Below are 21,279 nucleotides of genomic sequence, written 5' to 3' on the forward strand. Positions count from 1 at the left end.
TTGTTCATTTGAATGTTGAATAAAACTTATAGTAATTGATTGCATCCAATCTCGGCCATTCCCAAAAGATATCACCACTCGAAACGATATACCGGTCAACAAATAATTCAAGATTCATGTTTAATGGTGCGGGGTCTAAATATTCAATATAAAGATAGTTTGGCGTATTTTTGTTATTTTTCACCATAAGATACTCTTCACTTACCATGCCAATCGGATAAAACATGTGATCCATAGAAAGATTTTGATGAGCTTGGATGACTTCATCTAACGAAAACAATATTAAGCCTCCGCCAATGTTCATATCACCAAGATACGCTTGAAGCAATTGTGCCCCGTTATGCTGTAATAAGAACGCTTCATAATCCTTTGGTATATCCCAGTCATTATTTTCCTGAACCTGCTTTAAAGCTTCTGGATCTGCTGGAGGATTAAAACTACAACCTACGGTTATGACTTTACCTTTGGAAAAAATAAGTTCTAATCTGTTGTTATTTTTTTTTAGTTGTTGTTTCAAATTATCTAAGGTTTTTTTTATTAACATTTATAGACCCCCTCCTTGAACTTTAGTAAGCTCTCTACCAAGGAGTTACTACCTGTTGATGTATATCTCTAGGTAACGGAAATAAATTATCAAAACTATGATCCCCTCCATATTGTATTGGGACTACATGGTGAATATCATATTTACTCCAATCCCATTTAGGATCTTTGTAAGTATCAATAAATCTTTTAATATATTGCCCTCTTTCTTCACTAGTTAATGGGTCCACTCTCTTTTCTTTAGGCACTTCACGGTAATCCGCCCTAGCAGGCATAGGCAAATCCATTCCGTTAAAAGCAGTATGTCTAATTTCTGGATATGGTTGTGCTTTTTTATTAAGTAAGCGTTTATGGATAACCTGTTGTACTAAAGTATCTTCAACATATTATTGAAAAAACCTGCACAAATTTTAAAATATTATGTTTTTTATAAAAGATCGACAATACCTATATGAGCGCGTGGATTGAAATCTCCATGCAGCAGAGTTGTAAAAGGATTTCTTTTGGTCGCACTCTAAATAATTAAAGGTTCTATGTCAATTTTTTAACTTATGGGCATTATCAACGAATGAAACATTTACCTCCATTACCATTTCTCTTTTTCTTCAAATATATCACGAATATCCACAAACAGAGTGACCTCTTCGTAAATCACATTGTTCCATAGGGTTCGACGGATATTATTCCAATAGTTGCGACTGCAGATGAACTTACCTGCTTGGGCAGTTGCCGAAGCTCATCAATAAATTTCCCCGCTGCCACGAGTGCATTGAATCGGTCCATTGGAGGGCGCGTCGGCATGCCCGGATTTTCCATAAAAAGTAATTTTATACCATGATGGTCCAGGGAAACGGCATCCAAGACAATAAATCAGGCGGAAGAAAACAATTTATTTTCTTCCGCCTGTATGTTTATAATATTTTGCTCAAAAATGCTTTTGTCCGCTCGTGCTGTGGATTGCTGAACAATTCAGAGGGGTCATTTTCTTCGACAATATAGCCGTTATCCATAAAAATCACACGATCTCCGACTTCACGCGCGAAGCCCATTTCATGTGTGACAACAATCATGGTCATGCCGTCTTTTGCAAGCCGCTTCATGACTTCCAGGACTTCGCCGACCATTTCGGGGTCCAGAGCCGATGTTGGTTCGTCAAACAACATTATTTTTGGCTCCATGGCCAAAGCCCGGGCAATGGCCACTCGCTGTTTTTGTCCGCCAGAGAGTGAATCGGGATAGGCGGAAGCTTTATCGGACAGGCCTACTTTGGCCAGCAGATCGACTGCTTTTTGTTCGGCTTCCTGTTTTGCCAGTCCTTTTACATGAATGGGGGCCATTGTAATGTTTTCTAAAATGGTCTTGTGGGGAAACAAATTAAAGTGTTGGAAGACCATACCGACATTTTTGCGGACTTCATTAATGTCCGTTTTTTTATTTGTCAAGTCTTTTCCGTCAACGATCACTTGTCCTCCCGTTACAGATTCAAGCAGATTTAAACAACGAATAAATGTAGATTTCCCTGAACCAGACGGCCCGATGACAACGACCACTTCTTGAGGCTTTACTTCAAGAGAAATATCCTTGAGGACTTCATTGTCCCCAAAAGATTTTTTTAAGTTTTTTACAGAGATCATTCGGTCCTCATTCTCCTTTCAATATAGTTCATGAGCTGTGTTAAAGAAAGTGTGAGGATGAGGTAAATGATGGCGACTGTAATATATGGTTCCCATACGGTCATATGGGCACCTTGAGCCGCTCGTCCCCAATACATCAATTCAGGCGCAGCAATAATGGCCGCCAATGATGTTTCTTTTAATAACACAATAAATTCATTTCCAAGAGGAGGGATCATCCGCTTGATGGCCTGCGGTAAAATGACGAGCTTCATCGCTTGGTTATGACTCATGCCAAGAGAACGCGCCGCTTCCATTTGCCCCTTGTCAATCGACTGGATTCCAGCGCGAAAGATTTCCGCAATATACGCTGAAGAGTTCAGAGAAAGGGCAATAATAGCTGATACGATTGGATTGGCTGGTGTCATAAAGAGTGGTACAACCCCGAAATGTATCAGAAATATTTGCACCAGGAAAGGAGTTCCCCGGAAAAAGTTAATATACCAAACGAAAGGAAAGCGAACGACAGCAGAATTGGCCATTTTTCCCAATCCAATCATCAAGCCTAAAATGAGCCCGATCAAAGTCCCTGCTAATGTCAGACCCAAGGTTAATAAAGTACCCTTTAAAAAGAATGGAATATATTCAGTAATAATGTCAAAGCGAATATTCAATGGTTTTCACCTTTCTTTGTTACGATTCGAATCGGCCGTTACATACTTAACTGAAAAAACGGCCATCCATCAGTTAATGGACAGCCGCATGTAATCATTCTTTCGCCGCTTTACGTAGAGCTTCTATATCCGGCTCTGCACCATCAAACCATTTTTTATAAATTTCGGCGTACTTGCCGTTATCCAATATCGTATCAAGTGCTTGATCAAACTCGGCTTTCAATTCGCTTCCTTTCTGGAAGGCAATCCCATAATGCTCAATGGCAAATGCTTTGTCATCAGTAATTGTTTGAATGTTGCTATCAGGATATTTCTTCTTATATGCTTCTGCAACGGCTTTGTCGGTTACGACGACATCCACATTGTCACTTTGCAATGCTTGGAACATAAGTGCCGCAGATTCGTATTTGGAAATATCCGGGGAGTTTTCTCCTACAACTTCTTCCGCGTTAAATTGTCCCGTCGTCCCATTTTGCACGCCAATTTTCTTGCCTTTTATATCTTCAGCGCTTTTAATATCAGCTCCTTCTTTAAAAGCAATCATACCGATGGATTCAAAGTACGGTTTCGAAAAATCATATGTTTTTTTACGTTCGTCTGTCATCGTGATTCCCGCCATGCCGATGTCAATCTGTCCGCCCTGCAATCCCGCGAGCATGGCATCCCATCCGGTATTTTCAATTTTCACTTCATACCCAGCTTCCTCGGCAACCGCATTTAGCAAGTCCACATCAAATCCGGTTACCTCACCTTTTTCCATAAACTCAAAAGGAATAAAGGTTGCTTCTGTACCAACATTCAACACTTTTTTATCTCCCGATTTTTGCCCATCCTTCGATTCTCCCGATTTGGTATCTCCGCCGCCTCCCCCACAGGCTGCCAAAAGCAGGGCAGATCCGGCCAAAACGGCCATAAAAGATTTTTTTATAGAATACATCACTATAGATCCTCCTCTTGATACTGTCGTATCTTGATGAAATTTCGTATGATCACATTATAAAATGATAGCTTGTAATCGTTTTATAATCAATACAATTATTTGTATTATTTAAAATTGCCCTATTTTTATTTCGCATATAGAAACGTCCATATTGGATTTTCTTTTTTTGTTCGTAAAGTTTTCATGTTTCAATATCGTAAAAAAGAGAAATATTTGTATATAAATGATAAAATAATAAAAAAGGAGGCGTTTCAAAATGGAATTATCTTATAAAAACATTCTCGTTGCAGTTGATGGATCAAAACAGGCAGAATGGGCATTTAAAAAAGCGGTACAAATTGCCAAACGAAACAATAACGCAAAGCTGAACCTTATCCATGTTGTGGATACCCGGTCATATGGTGCTATCGAAGCTTATGATGTAACGATGGCGGAAAAAGCAAGGGCCTATGCCGAAGAACTGCTCGAAGGCTATCGTAAAGAAGCCGAATCCGAAGGTCTTTCGAATGTACATACGATGATTGAACATGGGTCTCCTAAAGTCGTTATTTCAAAAGAAGTGGCAAGAGACTTGAATATTGATCTGATCGTCTGTGGCGCCACCGGCCTTAACGCGGTTGAACGCCTGTTGATCGGGAGCGTCTCCGAGAACATCACCCGTTCCGCAAAATGTGATGTCCTGGTCGTTAGAACGGAAGTTGAACAATCATAAGAAAAACCAAGACGCGCAGCCTTAGTGGCAATGCCTAACAAATTGCGAAGAAACAGCATTTCAACCAACGAAATCTGGTAAAGAACAACGTTGAATACCGCATTGAAAACATTGCGGAAACGGCAATCAAGCAGAGCATATTACCATCTCAGCAAAGACGCCGAGGCGGTTGTTCCAGGAAAAGAGCGTTATCCCTTCCTTACGGGAAACGCTCTTTTATATGAGTTTCTTAGCTCGTTCCAATTGTATTTTTACTTGCTCAAATCCCGTACCGCCATAGGAATTTCTTCTTCTTACCGCTTCGATCGGTGACAGTACGTTATAAACATCATCGGAAATTTTATCGCAAGCGTCCTTGAACTCTTCCAAAGAAAGATCCAATAAATAACAGTTTTTATGAATGCAGTAGAGAACAAGCTTTCCAACGATTTCATGCGCTTCACGGAACGGAATGCCTTTGGCCGCCAAATAGTCGGCCAGTTCGGTCGCATTCGAGAAATCCTGATTGACAGCTTCTTTCATAACATCTGCCTTTACCGCCATCGTTTCAACCATTCCGGCAAAGATTTTCAATGAACCGACCATTGTATGGACTGTATCAAACATGCCTTCTTTGTCTTCTTGCATATCCTTGTTATATGTCAGTGGCAAGCCTTTTAAAATCGTCAGCATGGAAATAAGATTTCCGAACACTCTTCCGCTTTTTCCCCTGATCAGTTCTGCCATATCGGGATTTTTCTTCTGCGGCATGATGCTGCTTCCCGTTGCATACGTGTCATCAAGTTCAATAAAGCTGAACTCTTTGCTCGACCATAGAATCATTTCCTCGGCCAGCCTCGTTAAATGAGTAATGGCCAAGGCCGAATTGCTCAAAAATTCCACGATAAAGTCACGGTCGCTGACAGCATCCATACTGTTTTCATATACACTGGAAAAGCCGAGCATTTCCGCCGAATAGTGGCGGTCAATCGGAAAAGTCGTCCCTGCCAACGCACTGGCTCCCAACGGCGATATATCGATTCTTTTCAAGCTCTCTTCGAACCGTTGCTTATCTCGCTCCAACATCCAGAAATAGGCTAATAAATGATGACCGAAAGAGACAGGTTGCGCTCTTTGCAAATGCGTGTAACCCGGTAAAATGGTCTCCACGTTTTTTTCTGCCTGTGTTACTAGAGCCGCCTGCAATTCTTTTATATGCGCTATGATGACCTTGACTTGCTTTTTCAAGTACAAATGCATATCGGTTGCCACTTGATCGTTTCGGCTTCTTCCCGTATGAAGCTTGCCCCCGACCGGCCCGATTTCTTCAATGAGCATCTTTTCAATATTTAAATGGATATCCTCTTCGGAAACGGAATATTCCAATTCTCCTGCCTGCGCTTTTTTCTTCAGTTTCAATAGGCCGGCTTGGATCTGTTCACATTCGTCTTGTGAAAGAATGCCTGTTTTACCGAGCATTTTCACGTGTGCGAGCGAACCGTCAATGTCTTCCAAAACTAATTGCTGATCAAAGGAGATGGAGGCCCCAAACTCCTCGATCCATTGCTCTGGCGTCTTGGAAAAGCGGCCTCCCCACAATTTTTTCATTGTTGGACTTTATCCTTTTTATGGATCGTGCTGTGCACTTCCGTCGGCAATCCCCAGAGCTTTATGAAACCGACAGAGGCAGATTGGTCAAATTCATCATCCGCTGTATACGTAGCAAGTTTTTCATTGTAAAGCGAGTTCGGTGATTTTCTGCCTTCAACGATCGCATGTCCTTTAAACAGCTTGACGCGTACCGTCCCATTGACATATTGCTGTGTTTCTTTCAAGAATGCTTGGAGTGCCGGTGTGAGCGGTGAGAACCAGAGACCATCATAAATAAGTTCTGTCAACTTCTTGCCGATCACAGGTTTGAAGTGGCCGATATCTTTTACAAGGGTCAAGTCTTCCAATTCCTTATGGGCGGTTAGTAGAGTAACGGCTCCGGGGCATTCGTACACTTCGCGGGACTTAATGCCGACAAGTCGATTTTCAACATGGTCGATTCTGCCGACACCATGCTTTCCGGCCAGCGTATTCAAGTGAAGGATCAATTCACTTAATGGGTATTTTTTTCCGTCAACCGCAACTGGTACGCCTTTTTCAAACTCAATTTCAATGACATCCGGTGTGTCCGGCGTATCTTCCAATGCTGCTGTCAATTCATACGCATTTTCTGGAGGTGCGGCCCACGGATCTTCCAAAATCCCGCATTCGTTGCTTCTTCCCCAAAGGTTTTGGTCAATGGAGAACGGGCTGTCCAAGTCAATTGGAATGGGGACACCTTTTTCTTTTGCATATTCAATTTCTTCTTCACGGGACCAGCTCCAATCACGGACAGGCGCCAATACTTCCAAGTTGGGGTTCAACGCTTTAATGGAAACTTCAAAACGGACCTGGTCGTTCCCTTTTCCTGTACATCCGTGAGCCACCGCATCCGCATTTTCTTTTTCAGCCACCTCCACAAGCTTTTTCGCGATTAGCGGTCTGGATAAAGCGGAAACGAGCGGATATTTGTTCTCGTACAAAGCATGCGCCTGAAGTGCGGGAAGCACATATTCATTGGCGAATTCTTCTTTTGCATCAATCATATAGCTTTTAACAGCGCCCATTGTCAAAGCTTTTTCTTTTACAAAATTCAAGTCTTTTCCCTCGCCGACATCGAGGCAACAGGCGACAACTTCATATCCTTGATCAATAAACCATTTTACTGCAACAGAGGTGTCCAACCCTCCGGAATAAGCGAGAACAACTTTCTTTTTCACACAAAAAACCTCCGTTTGGGGTGTATAGTTATACATGAATGTTTATAATTAATCATTTAATATAAGAGATAATAACACACATTTCGCTATTGTACAATACTTATTCATCATTATGTATAAAAATAATAACAGGGACTCACCGAAAAATCGGGTAGTCCCTGCCATTATTTTTGTATTTCCCTGATGATATGTCCCAATTCGTTCAAAATTAATTTTTTCATAGCCAGCTTGACGGCACCGCTTGATCCAGGGGTGATAAATACAGCTTTATCTTGGCATACGCCTGCCGCCGCTCTTGACAGCATGGCAGCAGAGCCAATATCCTCCGTATAGCTGATCATTCGAAACAACTCGCCAAAACCGACAATTTCTTTATCAAATAACGGAACGAGCGTTTCAATCGTGACGTCTCGTTTGGCTATTCCCGTCCCGCCATTGACAATGACGGCTTGTACTTCTGGCTGCCGGATGGCATTGACGAATGCCGCTTGAATAGTCTCTCCGTCATCTTTGGCCATTTCATAATACTCAATAGAATGCCCGTGTGCTTGTAAGAGTTCTTTTATTAACTTTCCGCTTTTATCCGTCTCTTCCGTTCTTGTGTCACTGACTGTGATAACAGCACAGCGGACTGAGCGCGGCGCTTCTTTTTTATGCTCATGGACACTCATAGTTCTCCGCCGCCTTTTTGAAGCAAATGTTTATATTGGTAATACTTTAAAGCAAATTCAGTAATATTTCTAGTCGTCCTGTAGTTGATGCCCGCACCGATCAGCATGGAAAGAAACGGCTGGCCGGATATTTTTTTCTTGGCAAACATGACAATCAACGCTGTTTTTAAAACTTGTTTCATTGGCTCGTCAATCCAAGACTGGTCCGTCACTCGTTCGGGAATGTCGTAGTAATATTCCTCTCCCTCTTTTTTCAAGTCGTTCATCAGATCTTCCCAGCCGAACATTTTAAGGCGGTTCGGCATAATGGCTGTGTGGTATACTTTCAATGTTTCAAGGAGGCCGGCGGGGGACTGGACATTATAACCGAATGACATCGCGGTCAACTGGATGGCTCGCAGGTTAATGACGAGCATGGCCAGAAAATCGCTGCTCACCCATATGGCTTTCCCTGATCCGGTCATACCGCCTTGGATGAGGGAGTATAATCTGTGTCTTGCCGCCTGCTGTTCTGCCAAATACGTCAGCTTGTCTACAGAAAGCCTTCTCAAATCGGCTAATGTTTCGATGTCTCCGCTCATTGACCTGGCAACACTCAAGATTTTTTTAGGCGCTTCGGACTGCAATTGCGATCCCCGAAGCAATGAATTTAAATGGAAAAGCCATCCATCCACTTTTTCAAAAAATTGAATTTGCAATGAATCAGGCAATAATGAAAAGACTTGGTCTATCCATTTATCGTATGCGTTCTCAAAATCGGTCGGTTCATGTTCAAACATTGATTGCCGCCATTCTTGCAACTCTTCCCAAACGACTGCTTCCCTTTTTGTCCAATCCATTGCAATCATCCCTTCATCGTTTTATTCTTAAGTATAAAAAAGTAAGAGTAAAAACACAAAAAATAGATTCAGTGAATTACTAGACGCATTACATCGCGCGCAATCATGAGCTCTTCATTTGTCGGTATGACAAGAACTTTTACCGGCGAATGCGGATAATTTAGAAAAGCCTCTTTGCCGCGGATTTTATTTAAATCCGGGTCCCAATACACACCCATAAATTGAAGGCCGCTTAACACCTTCGCGCGGATCACATCGCTGTTCTCCCCGATTCCCGCGGTAAAAATGATCGCATCCACCCCCGACATGCGGGCGGCATAAGATCCCAAGTATTTATGAATACGGTCAGCAAATATGTCCAATGCCAGTTCTGCGCGGTGATTTCCTCTGCCTGCTTCCAATTCAATATCGCGAAGGTCGCTTGAAAAACCGGAAACACCAAGCAGACCGGATTTTTTATTTAAAATATCCAAGATTTCGTCTGCGGACTTCCCTGTTTTTTCCATTAAGTAGGGGATTAGCGCGGGGTCGATATTTCCTGACCTTGTTCCCATCGTCACCCCGGCGAGCGGCGTGAACCCCATCGACGTGTCGATCGACTTTCCTCCTTTGATGGCGGCGATGCTCGCTCCATTTCCAAGATGGCAGGAAATGAGGCGAAGCTGTTCAAGGGGCCTTCCAAGAAGCTCAGCCGCCCGCTGTGATACATACTTATGCGATGTTCCATGAAAGCCATATTTTCGAATGCCATATTTTTGGTAATACTCGTATGGAAGACTGTATAAATAGGAGCTTTCGGGCATAGTTTGGTGAAATGCCGTATCAAAAACAGCAACCTGCGGCACAGAGGGAAGGGCTTTTTGACATTCTTTTATCCCGACAATATTGGCCGGATTATGCAATGGAGCAAGTTCTATCAGTTGCTCCATTTTTTCTAACGTTTTTGGTGTTATGGGCACTGAATCATGAAAGATTTCTCCGCCGTGCACAACCCGGTGGCCAATCCCGCCCACCTCTTCCGGGGAGTTAATCGCCCCATTCGCCATCATACGGTCAAGCAAAAGCTTTATCGCCGCTTCATGATTGGGAATATCTGCTTTTTCCTTCAGCCTTTCTCCTTCAATCGTCATGGCCACCAGACCGTTGGGCAGGCCGATTCTTTCTATCAGCCCCTTCCCTATCACTTTCTCCTCCGGCATATCGAAAAGCTGAAACTTAATCGAAGAGCTGCCCGCATTAACAGCAATTACTTTAGCCAATAAAAATCATCCTTTAGCGGTCTGTTTATTTTATTTGTTTTCCTGAAACCATTTTTCCATCTTAACCAATATTTTGTCCAATGCTTCTTTATTGGACAGCTTTGGAAGAGCAGCCAAGAGCACTTCTTGGGGCGGCTTAATCCCAGGTTTCTTTTTTTGAATGATAAAAATGCTCTTTGCCGCCTGACTATTCGCGAACATGGAAAACGGCAATTGCAAGACTGCCTGAATGTAAGCTGTTTCTTTTAAGAATTGCTTCAGTTTTGGCGCTTCTTTTGTTTCAAATAAATCGTTTGGAATAAGGAAAAATAAATATCCTCCCGGCTTCGTATAGTTAAGTCCCTGCTCAATGAAGAGATGATGGGCATAAGAATGGCCTTCATCACTTTTTAAAGTAAATTCCGCAGCTCGTTCATCATTTGGATAGTAGCCCACTGGCAAGTCGCAGACAACGGCATCAACCGGATCGATCAACAAAGGGCCAAGCCCATCTTGATGGAATAACTCGATCGGATGCATCAACAGATTTGCTCCGGTGTATGCCAGCCTGATCAAAATATCGTCTACCTCGACGGCATAAGCATGCATGTTCACGTCCGGTGCTTTTTTATTTAAAATGGTTGTCAGTAAGTTGCCTGTCCCGGCGGCATGATCGAGAAGCCGAATTTCATTTTTCCCATTCATAAATTTTGGAAGCAGATAGCTGATAAAATATCCGATGGTGTCCGGTGTCATTTGATGGTTTTGCTGGACATGGTTCTTCATACCTTTTAAAATGGCAAATTGGTATGCCTTGCGGATTTCTTCGTTATGGTAGGCTGAAAGCTGAATCTCTGAATACTTTTTCGCCAATCTTTTTTCAGTCAGCTCGCTCAGTTCAGCTTGCATAACCTTTTGGTGAAACAGGTTATCCCCTGTTTCAGCAAGAGCTTCCAAATAGGTGCACTTTAATTCTTCTTGTAATATTTCAGTTGTTTCATTGATCACTTCAAACAGTTTTTCGATTGGAAATGTTTTCAACGTTCTACCTCCCGCGACAAACTACTCTTACTTATTTTATCTTTGCAACGTCTTGTTAACAAGGATTTGCTGTTTCGCTAATATATTTTCAATTTGGCCACTGACTTAGAAGGTCATTGCCGTGAAAGAAAAAAATCCCCTTACCGGGGATTAGATCTTGTTACTTCGCATTTTTTACTGCTTCGATGGCAGCTTCGTAATCAGGATGATCGGTTACTTCACTAACATATTCTGCATAAGCTATTTGATTATTGCTGTCGATGACGAATACGCTGCGGGCAAGAAGCCTGAATTCTTTTATGACAACCCCGTAGGCTTGTCCAAAAGACAGGTCACGGTGGTCTGAAAAAATCTTGGCGTCGTCAAGGCCATTTTCCTGGGCCCATCGTTTTTGGGCAAACGGCAAGTCTGCAGAAATGGTTAAAACAGTCGCATTTTTAAGGGCTGTTTCTTCATTAAAACGTTTTGTTTGTACCGCGCATACTCCCGTATCCACGGATGGAACAACACTGATGACGCGCACGCCGCTAAAATCGCTCAACTTCACTTCTGACAAGTCTTGGGCCAAAACGGTAAAATCAGGTGCTGCATCTCCCGGTTTGACTGGATTTCCATCAAGTGTAACCGGATTGCCGCCAAATGTCACTGCTGGCATAAACATTCCCCCTTGTCGATTATATCTCCCATCATGATGGATTTTATTCGAAATGGCAAGGAAAAAGATGCCAGAAAAAAACTAAATATGATAATCCAATCTTTTATCCTTTTGGTCATGTTTTTCATCGGAAGAATGCTTGTTCTTGGCAGATTGACTGTTTTTCATAAACCATTGGACTTTTTCGATCGCCGCGGGAGCCATATCCATCATTTTTTCAAGCAGATGAGTATTCTGTTCAAGGTGAAGCATATTGACGCCATCGGAATTGACGACCAAAAAGGCAATAGGCGTGATGGACACTCCCCCGCCGCTTCCACCGCCAAACGGCAGGTCTGTCGACTCCTCATCATAACCTCCTCCCGATTTGCTTCCTGCCGAAAATTCGCTTCCTCCCATGGCAAACCCGAACCCTACTTTAGAAACTGTTAAAATCACACCGCCATCAGGAATTTCAACCGGATCGCCGATGATCGTGTTCACATCGATCATTTCCTTTAGATTCTCCATGGCCGTTGTCATTACACCTTTGATTGGATGTTCCATCATCTGTCCTCCCATTTTGTAACTTTTTCCGTTGTAAATATAGTTGCAGTATCGTCCATATAGCTTTTCCTGTCCGGATCGATACCATACATGAAAGGTTCGTTTTCGCTGAGTAGGATTGAAAAGAAGGATCAAGGGAGATTTCCGGCTCACATTTCATGCAGGATAAGCTTTTAAGCCAGGCGGAAGCCGTCCCTTTTAAAGCCCAAACAGCACCGGACAAAACCCCTGTTGCGGCAGCATCATTCAAGCCGACGCTGGAATGCCAAACGAACCGGTGAATTTGTATCTTCGGAAACTGCTTCCATAAAAAAGACTTAATCCCTTTCATTTTTTCAACATTGGCTTCATCCTTTATTTTTTCCCGGAAACGAAAAACCTCTTCCGCCGTTTTGTTTTCTTTCAACTTTTCAGCAAGCTTTTTAAGATCAACATTTCTATTGATCCGAATGAGTCCGTATAAAAAACGTATTTGAATGGATAAGATGCACTTGGAAACATCCGCGCTCAACTGTAATGAAACTTTTATATTGGATAACAGGATGAAAATGACCAACAAGCCTGCCACCATCATCGCTGTAATCAAAACCGTACCCATAAGCTACCTCCGGCATCAGTTTTGCCGTATGAAAAAAAAAATAAACCTGCCTCTTTATAGGCAGGTTATTGAAAAACCCTCGAAAGCTTAAGCACGGCAAATCCATTCGCCGTTTTGGAGAGATTTTATATTTTTTCCCATTTCATATCGACGTTCGGGCGTTACGATCGTCTTTTGTGAGTTACGCCCTACTTGTGGGATTTGCGCATCCTCTTACTCGAGACTTTGGAAATTACGATCCATTTTGCAAATTATACTTGCAACTTGTGGGAATTACCTTGTGCGACTTACTTGCAACTTGCAAGAATTACTATCCACTTTTTTTGAGTTACTCGTACTTTTTGGATATTACTAGCCACTTTTGCCAGTTACTCGAGACTTTGGATATTACTAGCCACTTTTACCAGTTACTCGCGGCTTTGGAATTACAATCCATTTTTACGATTACTTGCAACTTGAAAAAATTTCCATCCACTTTTCATCTAGCCCATATTTCGATTTAACTCGTTCTTTTTGAGCAATTCCTATGCAGTTAGAATCTAACCTTGCCCTACTCATAGGCAGGTTTCATCGTGTTGGAACGCTCGTGTATAACGGTTGTCTCGGCAAACAAATCATGCAGTGCCTGTTTCTTTGGCGTGAAAGCGGCTATTACATACAAGATCTGAAAAGTGGCAGAAATATAACGTCCGATCCATTCCCGAAAAATAACCGTTGTCCAGCTTAATTCCCGATCGTTGAGGGGGACGACTTTTAATCCAAAGACCATTTTTCCAAGTGTCTGGCCAAAAAACTTTGTCATCAAAATAAAATATACATAAAATACGACAGCCGTTGTGATATTAATGGGTGTAAAAATCCCACTCGCGTCTAATGAAAGATCGAGAAGGCGAAAAATCGGCTTGATTAAGATGCCATTGATACCGGCGATCACAAGCAAGTCAAGTAAATAAGCCCAAAACCGCATCCAAAATCCGCCATATTCCCATGCTGCCGTCTTGTCAGGTTGCAGTTCATCCATTCATTGCCACCTCCCTTATTGCGTGTATAAATACATGAGCCGCGGTGAATTTGGACGATTCAAGGCGTGGAGAAGCTCATTTACCCCAGATGTTCCTGATAATTTTTGGGCTGCCACGCTGAAAAACGATCCAAAGCCGGCGTCGGAAGTAAATCGAATTACTTCGGCACCTTGCAGTTTATGGTCTTTTTTCATTCTTTCAATCGCATCTTCACTATAACCGAACTCGTCTATCAGATTTAATTCCTTCGCCTGATAACCGTCATATATGCGGCCATCGGCGATTTTCCGGACTTCGTCCTCAGACATGCCCCGCCCATCAGCAATGACCTTGACAAAGCCGTTGTACGAGTTTTCTATCATGCTTTGAAGGATCTGGGCTTCTTCATCTGTCATTTCTCTCGACGGACTCATAATATCTTTAAATTTGCCGCTTTTGATCGTTTTATAGTCGATACCGACCTTATCAGCCAATTCGCTATAATTTAAGCTTTGCATGATCACACCGAGAGAACCGGTGATCGTTTCAGGAGTTGCGAAAATTTTATCAGCAGATGCTGATATATAATATCCTCCAGATGCAGCCATAGAGCCCATCGATACATAAACGGGCTTTTTCGTCTCTTTTTGAATTTCGACTAATTTGTCATGAATTTCAGCCGACTCTTTCGTACCGCCTCCTGGGGTGTTTACATTGAGAACGATTCCTTTGATACTGTCATCGTCTTTAACCTGATTTAATTGCTTCATAAAGTCTCTGTGAAAATATCCTTCCGACATGAAGGAAGGTGCTTCACCTGTATCCTGAATAACCCCATCCACATTTAAAACAGCAATCCGCTTCATGGGATCTCCAGACTCCATAACTTCTTCGCTGAACGTCTGGGTTGCCAGAAAATTTTCCTTAAACATTTTCTTAAAATCGCCAAAGAAAAAAGCACTGGCCATGTTCATTATAATGGACACAAAAAATATACCCGCCGCAATACCAAGTGCGGCCCACCTTTTTCCATTCATTCGACTTCCTCCTTCCAATGATACATACGGATAAAGCTTTTAAAGGGTTTCACTTTCATGATAAACTTTATCAAAATAAGGAACATGAAGAAAGTGAAATGGGCGAAGGGAGAATTTACCAAATGGTCCGGAAAAAAATATACTTTTTCTATAAGCATATTTTCTATCAAAACGACAAGGCAGCGAGCGCCAAAATAGCCGTTCTTCATGAAACGGCAGAAAGACACGGCTTTACAATCGTTGAAAACGCTCGTGAAGCCAACATTATTGCCAGTATTGGGGGAGACGGGACTTTCCTGCAAGCCGTTCGGAAAACAGGATTCCGTCAAGATGCTCTTTATGTCGGAATTGATGACGACCGCTTCCGCGGTCTGTATTGCGACTTTCAAATAGATGATCTCCACGGAATGATCGATGCGATGACAATGGAGCAAATCGAGGTAAGAAAATATCCTGTCATTAAAGTGGATATTGATGAAGAAGGCTCCTTTTATTGTTTGAATGAATTTACCATTCGCTCCACAATCATTAAAACACTTGTACTGGACGTGTTTATAGACGGCTTTCATTTTGAAACATTCCGCGGGGACGGGATGATTATTGCTACACCGACAGGGAGCACCGCATATAACAAGTCAGTCAGGGGAGCCGTTGTCGATCCGCTCCTGCCCTGTCTCCAAGTAAGTGAAATGGCTTCCGTTAACAGCAATCGCTATCGAACGCTCGGATCCCCGTTCATATTAAGCAAAAACAGGACGTTGACCTTGAAAATAGCCCAAGGCGGAAATGAATATCCAACAATGGGCATGGACAATGAGGCTCTTAGCATCCAGCATGTGAAAGAAGTTGATATTCAATTAAGCGACCGCTATATAAAAACAGTCAAACTGAAAAACAATTCTTTTTGGGAAAAAGTCAAAAGAACCTTTTTGTAAGGATGTTATGCCGTTTTATCGCGCTGTCGCACATGTGTCCACTTAACGGAGGACAGGGAAAATAGGACGAGCGCTCCCCATATAAAAGTAAAAGCGACAAGCCTGACCGTTCCAAAAGGTTCCTTATACAGGAACACACCGAGTATCAACATGAGGGATGGCGCAATGTATTGCAAAAATCCCATTAGATAAAGTGGGATCCTCTGTACCCCTTTTGCAAAAAACAACAACGGCAAAGCGGTGACAGCTCCCGATCCCACAAGTAAAAGATCCACACTCCAGGAACCGGACAAAAAAGAGCCGCCCCCTTTAACAGCAAGGACTGCCAAATAGATAAGCGCTACAGGCATGACAAACATCGTTTCAATGGTCAGCCCCGAAGCTGAATCCATTACAACCATTTTTTTAATCAATCCGTATATTCCGAACGATAAAGCCAAAGCAAATGATATCCACGGAAATTGCCCATAGGCAAAAGTCAAAATAAGTACTCCGACCAAAGCGAGAAAAAAGGAAATGACATGTATTTTCCCCAGCCTTTCTTTTAATACAACAACACCTAAAACGATGCTGATAAGCGGGTTAATATAATAACCCAGGCTTGTTTCTACTACTTTTCCCACATTGACCGCCCAAATAAAAATAAACCAGTTGGCGCTGATCAAGAGAGAAAGAGCGAAAAAGGCAAGTATCGTTTTGGGACGACGGATCACTTCCCTTGCATTTTTCATAAAAAAATTCCACTTTCTGCTAAAAACCATTAACAAAAGCATAAACCAAAAAGACCAAAAGACCCGGTGCGCCAATAATTCTTGCGCCGAAATAGTATCCAGCAGTTTCCAATAAACAGGTAAGATCCCCCACATAAAGTAGGCGGCAGTTCCATAAAAAACGCCGCCTTGCTCTTTTTTAGTCATGGCCAATTTCTCCCGATATTTAGTTTCTCGAAATATTTTCATTATATCCGATTTTGAGAAATTTGGCTATATAAGATGCATTTTCTGAAAGACTAACTATTGAATTGCTTTTTTTCCTGATCTCGTTTCCGAAGCTCAACCCGGCGTATTTTTCCTGAAACTGTCTTAGGCAGTTCGTCAATAAACTCAATTTCCCTTGGATATTTGTATGGAGCGGTCATCTGCTTCACATGTTCTTGTAATTCACCGATCAGATCCTTACTATCTTCATATTGTTCTTTCAATACTACGTAGGCCTTTACGATATTTCCCCTGATTTCGTCTGGGCTGGCCACAACCGCACACTCCCTGACCGCGGGGTGCTTGATGAGGGCATCTTCGACTTCAAACGGACCAATCGTGTAGCCGGAACTGATGATAATGTCGTCACCGCGCCCTTCAAACCAAAAATACCCGTCGGCATCTTTTCGCGCTTTGTCCCCTGTAATATAGTAATCGCCCCGGTATTGCATCGCTGTTCTTTCAGGATCTTTATAATATTTTTTAAATAAAGCCGGTGAATTTCGGTGCACGGCAATATCGCCGACTTCATCAACCACACATGGACTCCCGTCTTCATCAATAATTTCAACGATATTGCCGGGTGTCGGTTTCCCCATCGAACCTGGACGGAGTTCCATCTCTTTCGTAATTCCTACAAGGAGCGTGTTTTCCGTTTGCCCGTATCCATCCCTGACATCAATATTGAAATGTCTCCTAAACACATCAATTACTTCCCGGTTTAGCGGCTCTCCCGCAGAAACGGCACTATGTAAATGCTCCAACTTGTATTGATCCAACTGATCCACTTTAGCCATCAGCCTATATTCCGTTGGCGTACAGCAAAGGACATTCACATGATATTTGTCCATTAAAGCCAAGTACTTCTCCGGTTCAAATTTTCCATGATAGACGAACCCCGTGGCTCCTGTTCCAAGCACCGAAAGGAAGGGGCTCCAAATCCACTTTTGCCACCCTGGACCTGCAGTCGCCCAAACAACATCATTTTCTTCAATGCATAGCCAATTGGGCGCGGCTGTCCGCAAATGGGCATAACCCCATCCATGCGTGTGTACAACGCCTTTCGGATTGCCGGTCGTCCCTGAAGTATAGGATAAAAATGCCGTATCCTCTCTTGTGGTAGGAGCAATTTTCATTTCGTCTCCGGCGCTTTCCATCATTTTTTCAAGGTGCTGCCACCCTGGGGCTTCCCCGCCAACAGAAAACTTTTTCAAACGACCAGCATACTCTGATTGATTTAATTGCTCAACGTAAGGACAATATGTGACAACTGCTTTTACGTCTCCATGGACAATTCGATATTCCAGGTCTTTCGTTTTGAGCATTTCTGAGCTTGGAATCACTATGATGCCGGCTTTAAGAGCCGCCATATAAACAGCATATGCTTCAATTAGCCGCGGAATCATCACGAGAATTGTATCCCCTTTTTTCAATCCGGATTGGAGGAAAACATTTCCAATTTTATTCGCCTTTTTCAACAGCTCGGGATACGTAATTTCTTGCTCTTTTCCCTCTTCATTTTCCCACTGAATCGCAATTCGCTTTTGTTGATCTGCAAATCGTTCCATTTCCAGCATGATGTTATAGTTTTCCGGCGCGATCAAGCTGTCTCGATCCACTTTATCCACTATGGTCTCCCCCTTTTTTTATTCGCCTATTATTATACAAAATAATAAGAAAATTTAATATCAAAAAGAACTATTTCATTACACTAAACGCAGCCGCTTTCTTATCGCTAAATAAAAGGAAAGGAAGCGGGACAAAGCCCGCTTCCATAGCCATACGTTATAAGATTGTTATCTTAATTGTCCGCCACCCATTTGTTGTTGAGCCATTGATACAAGGCGCTTGGTGATTTCACCACCAACAGATCCGTTTGCACGGGAAGTTGTGTCAGCACCAAGGTTGACACCAAACTCTTGAGCAATTTCCATTTTCATTTGATCGATAGCTTGCTCCGCTCCAGGAACAAGGATTTGGTTGCTGTTGTTGTTTGCCATGTGTTTTCACCTCCTTGTAAGGATAGATTGTGCGAAAACACACGGCATCATTCAAAAAAAACTTGGTAAATGTTCCTGCTTTTGAAAAAAGATTCTACAATTAGAATAAATGGGCGTGATCTTCTCCGGTTTCCTGTTCGATTCCGCCGCTTTTGACGACAACCGTCTCCGTTTGGTCAATGGCTTCGGATAACAGCGGTTTCCAATCAAACTTACTCTCATATTCAATGATTTTTTCTCTTTTTGGCCTTGTTTTTGGTGCTGGCGGGGTAAAAATGGTACAACAATCCTCATAGGGTCTGTTAGAAATGTCAAGAGTGTCGATATCTCTTGCAATTTGGATAATTTCATTTTTGTCCATCGCAATTAACGGCCTCAGTATAGGGGTATTCGTGACATCATTAATAGCCAACATGCTTTCCATTGTCTGACTGGCAACCTGTCCCAGGCTTTCTCCATTAATAATCGCAAGCGCCTCATGTTTTTCTCTCAGTTCATCTGTAATCCTGAGCATCATTCTTCTTGTGGCAGTCATGGAATATCCCTCAGGAATTACCTTATGAATCGTTTCCTGAATGTTCGTAAACGGAACGATATGGACTTTAACCCTTCCGGTAAAAGGAGCAAGCTTGGCCGCTATATCCAGCACTTTTTGCTTGGCCCGCTCACTCGTATACGGCGGACTATGAAAATGAACGGCCTCAATGTCAACTCCCCGCTTCATTGCCAAATATCCGGCAACGGGACTGTCAATACCGCCCGAAAGCATTAACATCGCTTTTCCAGATGAACGCGCGGGAAAGCCGCCTCTGCCTTGAATGATTTCTCCGGATATATAGGCGGCATCGTGCCTGATTTCAACAACCACATTAATATCCGGTTTTTTCACATTTACCCGAATGCCTTCCACGTTAATCAAAATATGGGCGCCAACAGCATGATTAAGCTCGTTCGTATCATATTCAAACGTTTTATCGGCCCGGCGCGCCGATATTTTGAACGTATTCCCCGGCTCGTACGTTTTTTGAACGACAAAAAGGGCTGCGTTCCTGATTTCCTCTATATCTTTTGGTGTTTTCACCGCGGGGCTGAACGATTGGATCCCAAAAACATGACGCAGCTTTGTCATAATTTGCTCGTAAGGCTCCCCATTTAAAATGATGTACATTCTGTCATGTGCCGCTTCTACTTTGGCATTGCGGAACTTATATAAAATATATTGAATGTTTTTCTTCAGCATTCTGATAAAATGCTTGCGATTTCTCCCTTTTAATGTCATTTCTCCGTATCTGATCAATATTCTGTCATATTTCATCCGTTTCGCCTCATTACTTTCGTTAATCTAACCAGCACTTTTTCAAGCGCGGCCACCATTTGCACCGCTTCATCCATTGTGTTTTCATACGAAAGGCTAATTCTGATCGCCCCATTTGCGATTGAATCAGACACCCCCATCGCCTTCAACGTACCGCTTGGTGTTTTATCTTTGGAAGAGCAGGCACTCGTCGTTGATACGATCATCCCTTCTTCCGATAAAGCATGAACAACGACTTCACCTTTTAGTCCCACGCAAGAAACATTGATGATATGGGGGGCCGCTTTTTCTTCAGGCGTGTTGACAAGCAAATCCGGCATTTTTTGGAACTCGTTGAACAAATAGGCGCGGATTTGCCACAGCTTTTCCATTTCTCGTTTCCGCTTTTCTTCCGCCATCCGGTAGGCCTTCGCCATTGCCACGATCCCGGCTGTATTTTCCGTCCCGCTTCTCATACCATTCTCCTGGTTTCCCCCTGATAAGAGCGGCGCGATTCTAACGCCATCTCTTATAAAAACAAACCCATTCCCTTTCAATCCATGAAATTTGTGGGCAGAAAAAGTGCAGATGTCAATGTTCGATTCATACAGATCCAAAGGCACCTTGGCCGCACCTTGAACGTGGTCGACATGGTATAGTACTTTCGGAAATTGTTTTAAAAGCTTGCCGATCTGGGCAATCGGCTGTATCATTCCCACTTCATTGTTTACATGAATGACGGAAACAAGAATCGTTTGATCAGTTATATGATGTGCTATATCATCTGGATGAATAAATCCATCTTTGTTTACGGGAATGTACGTCACTTGATATCCCAATTCCCGCAATTGTTCACAAGATTCCTTTACGGACGGGTGCTCCACGCTTGTCGTAATAATATGGTTGCCGCGGTCTCGATACATCATGGCCGTTCCTTTGATCGCCAGGTTATTTCCTTCGGAGCCCCCCGATGTAAAATAAATTTCACCGGGTGTTACAGCAGCAAGATGCGCGATTTGTTCACGTGCTTTTGTTAAAAGCTTTTCCGCTTCTCCTCCCATTACGTGAAGTGAAGAAGGATTGCCGAAAAATTGTCTGCTGACATCTGTAAATGCTTTTATGACAGCGTCATAAGGTTTTGTAGTAGCACTATTATCCAAATAAATCATGGTTACA

Annotated in this window: 23 protein-coding genes; 2 read left to right on the forward strand and 21 right to left on the reverse strand. The window is 42.7% G+C overall.

The window, feature by feature from the left end; all coding sequences use genetic code 11:
• Nucleotides 1-4 precede the first annotated feature (4 nt).
• The 5 genes from JOC94_RS10410 to JOC94_RS10430 all read right to left on the reverse strand — a co-directional run bounded on the left by JOC94_RS10410 (nt 5) and on the right by JOC94_RS10430 (nt 3,767).
• Nucleotides 5-544: an SMI1/KNR4 family protein gene (locus JOC94_RS10410; RefSeq protein WP_077110844.1), complete on the reverse strand. Its 540-nt coding sequence runs from the start codon at nt 542-544 to the stop codon at nt 5-7.
• 34 nt (nt 545-578) lie between these two features.
• Nucleotides 579-791, reverse strand: coding sequence for an HNH endonuclease signature motif containing protein (locus JOC94_RS10415; protein WP_139345595.1), 213 nt, complete (start codon nt 789-791; stop codon nt 579-581).
• A 663-nt stretch (nt 792-1,454) separates the two neighbouring features.
• Nucleotides 1,455-2,177 carry an amino acid ABC transporter ATP-binding protein gene (locus JOC94_RS10420; protein ID WP_077110840.1) on the reverse strand — a complete coding sequence of 241 codons (723 nt, stop codon included), beginning with the start codon at nt 2,175-2,177 and terminating at the stop codon, nt 1,455-1,457.
• Complete coding sequence (locus tag JOC94_RS10425) at nt 2,174-2,830, reverse strand: amino acid ABC transporter permease (protein WP_077110838.1); 657 nt, start codon at nt 2,828-2,830, stop codon at nt 2,174-2,176. Before JOC94_RS10425 ends, JOC94_RS10420 begins: the two co-directional genes overlap by 4 nt.
• A 94-nt stretch (nt 2,831-2,924) precedes the next feature.
• Entirely contained in the window at nt 2,925-3,767 is an 843-nt protein-coding gene (locus tag JOC94_RS10430) for a basic amino acid ABC transporter substrate-binding protein (protein ID WP_077110836.1), read from the reverse strand.
• Nucleotides 3,768-4,026: 259 nt separating this feature from the next.
• Here JOC94_RS10430 and JOC94_RS10435 point away from each other — a divergent pair, with 259 nt between their 5' ends.
• Complete coding sequence (locus tag JOC94_RS10435; RefSeq protein WP_077110834.1) at nt 4,027-4,482, forward strand: universal stress protein; 456 nt, start codon at nt 4,027-4,029, stop codon at nt 4,480-4,482.
• Nucleotides 4,483-4,698: 216 nt separating this feature from the next.
• Here the strand turns inward: JOC94_RS10435 and argH are convergent, their stop codons facing one another.
• The 11 genes from argH to sppA form a co-directional block, all read right to left on the reverse strand.
• Nucleotides 4,699-6,069, reverse strand: coding sequence for an argininosuccinate lyase (gene argH, locus JOC94_RS10440; RefSeq protein WP_077110832.1), 1,371 nt, complete (start codon nt 6,067-6,069; stop codon nt 4,699-4,701).
• The gene (locus JOC94_RS10445; protein WP_328799792.1) at nt 6,066-7,271 is read right to left on the reverse strand and encodes an argininosuccinate synthase; all 1,206 of its coding nucleotides are present in this window, start codon (nt 7,269-7,271) and stop codon (nt 6,066-6,068) included. Before JOC94_RS10445 ends, argH begins: the two co-directional genes overlap by 4 nt.
• 164 nt (nt 7,272-7,435) lie before the next feature.
• Nucleotides 7,436-7,942 carry a MogA/MoaB family molybdenum cofactor biosynthesis protein gene (locus JOC94_RS10450; protein ID WP_077110829.1) on the reverse strand — a complete coding sequence of 169 codons (507 nt, stop codon included), beginning with the start codon at nt 7,940-7,942 and terminating at the stop codon, nt 7,436-7,438.
• Complete coding sequence (locus JOC94_RS10455) at nt 7,939-8,781, reverse strand: EcsC family protein (protein ID WP_077110827.1); 843 nt, start codon at nt 8,779-8,781, stop codon at nt 7,939-7,941. Before JOC94_RS10455 ends, JOC94_RS10450 begins: the two co-directional genes overlap by 4 nt.
• A 68-nt stretch (nt 8,782-8,849) precedes the next feature.
• The gene (locus JOC94_RS10460; protein ID WP_077110825.1) at nt 8,850-10,040 is read right to left on the reverse strand and encodes an acetate kinase; all 1,191 of its coding nucleotides are present in this window, start codon (nt 10,038-10,040) and stop codon (nt 8,850-8,852) included.
• A gap of 30 nt (nt 10,041-10,070) precedes the next feature.
• Nucleotides 10,071-11,060 carry a class I SAM-dependent methyltransferase gene (locus tag JOC94_RS10465; protein WP_077110823.1) on the reverse strand — a complete coding sequence of 330 codons (990 nt, stop codon included), beginning with the start codon at nt 11,058-11,060 and terminating at the stop codon, nt 10,071-10,073.
• Between the two features lie 160 nt (nt 11,061-11,220).
• Entirely contained in the window at nt 11,221-11,715 is a 495-nt protein-coding gene (tpx, locus tag JOC94_RS10470; RefSeq protein WP_077110821.1) for a thiol peroxidase, read from the reverse strand.
• Nucleotides 11,716-11,796: 81 nt separating this feature from the next.
• Nucleotides 11,797-12,264 (reverse strand): GerW family sporulation protein, encoded by a 468-nt coding sequence (gene ytfJ, locus JOC94_RS10475; protein ID WP_077110819.1) that lies wholly within the window; start codon nt 12,262-12,264, stop codon nt 11,797-11,799.
• The gene (locus tag JOC94_RS10480; RefSeq protein WP_077110818.1) at nt 12,170-12,859 is read right to left on the reverse strand and encodes a DUF2953 domain-containing protein; all 690 of its coding nucleotides are present in this window, start codon (nt 12,857-12,859) and stop codon (nt 12,170-12,172) included. The genes ytfJ and JOC94_RS10480 overlap by 95 nt, the downstream gene beginning before the upstream one ends.
• A gap of 550 nt (nt 12,860-13,409) precedes the next feature.
• Nucleotides 13,410-13,880: an RDD family protein gene (locus JOC94_RS10485; protein WP_077110816.1), complete on the reverse strand. Its 471-nt coding sequence runs from the start codon at nt 13,878-13,880 to the stop codon at nt 13,410-13,412.
• 15 nt (nt 13,881-13,895) lie between these two features.
• Nucleotides 13,896-14,897: a signal peptide peptidase SppA gene (gene sppA, locus JOC94_RS10490; RefSeq protein WP_077110814.1), complete on the reverse strand. Its 1,002-nt coding sequence runs from the start codon at nt 14,895-14,897 to the stop codon at nt 13,896-13,898.
• Nucleotides 14,898-15,019: 122 nt separating this feature from the next.
• On the opposite strand from sppA, the gene JOC94_RS10495 reads away from it, so the two are divergent.
• The gene (locus JOC94_RS10495; protein ID WP_077110868.1) at nt 15,020-15,832 is read left to right on the forward strand and encodes an NAD kinase; all 813 of its coding nucleotides are present in this window, start codon (nt 15,020-15,022) and stop codon (nt 15,830-15,832) included.
• Nucleotides 15,833-15,837: 5 nt separating this feature from the next.
• On the opposite strand, the gene rarD is transcribed toward JOC94_RS10495, so the two are convergent.
• From rarD to JOC94_RS10520, 5 genes are all read right to left on the reverse strand, one after another.
• Nucleotides 15,838-16,749, reverse strand: coding sequence for an EamA family transporter RarD (gene rarD / locus JOC94_RS10500; protein ID WP_077110812.1), 912 nt, complete (start codon nt 16,747-16,749; stop codon nt 15,838-15,840).
• A gap of 92 nt (nt 16,750-16,841) precedes the next feature.
• The gene (gene mbcS, locus JOC94_RS10505; protein ID WP_077110866.1) at nt 16,842-18,428 is read right to left on the reverse strand and encodes an acyl-CoA synthetase MbcS; all 1,587 of its coding nucleotides are present in this window, start codon (nt 18,426-18,428) and stop codon (nt 16,842-16,844) included.
• Between the two features lie 177 nt (nt 18,429-18,605).
• Complete coding sequence (locus JOC94_RS10510) at nt 18,606-18,809, reverse strand: alpha/beta-type small acid-soluble spore protein (RefSeq protein ID WP_077110810.1); 204 nt, start codon at nt 18,807-18,809, stop codon at nt 18,606-18,608.
• Between the two features lie 100 nt (nt 18,810-18,909).
• Nucleotides 18,910-20,124: a tRNA uracil 4-sulfurtransferase ThiI gene (thiI, locus tag JOC94_RS10515; protein WP_077110808.1), complete on the reverse strand. Its 1,215-nt coding sequence runs from the start codon at nt 20,122-20,124 to the stop codon at nt 18,910-18,912.
• Complete coding sequence (locus JOC94_RS10520; protein ID WP_077110806.1) at nt 20,121-21,272, reverse strand: cysteine desulfurase family protein; 1,152 nt, start codon at nt 21,270-21,272, stop codon at nt 20,121-20,123. The genes thiI and JOC94_RS10520 overlap by 4 nt, the downstream gene beginning before the upstream one ends.
• Nucleotides 21,273-21,279 lie beyond the last annotated feature (7 nt).

This window comes from Siminovitchia thermophila (assembly GCF_016909185.1).
GTDB classification, from domain to species: Bacteria; Bacillota; Bacilli; order Bacillales; family Bacillaceae_C; genus Siminovitchia; species Siminovitchia thermophila.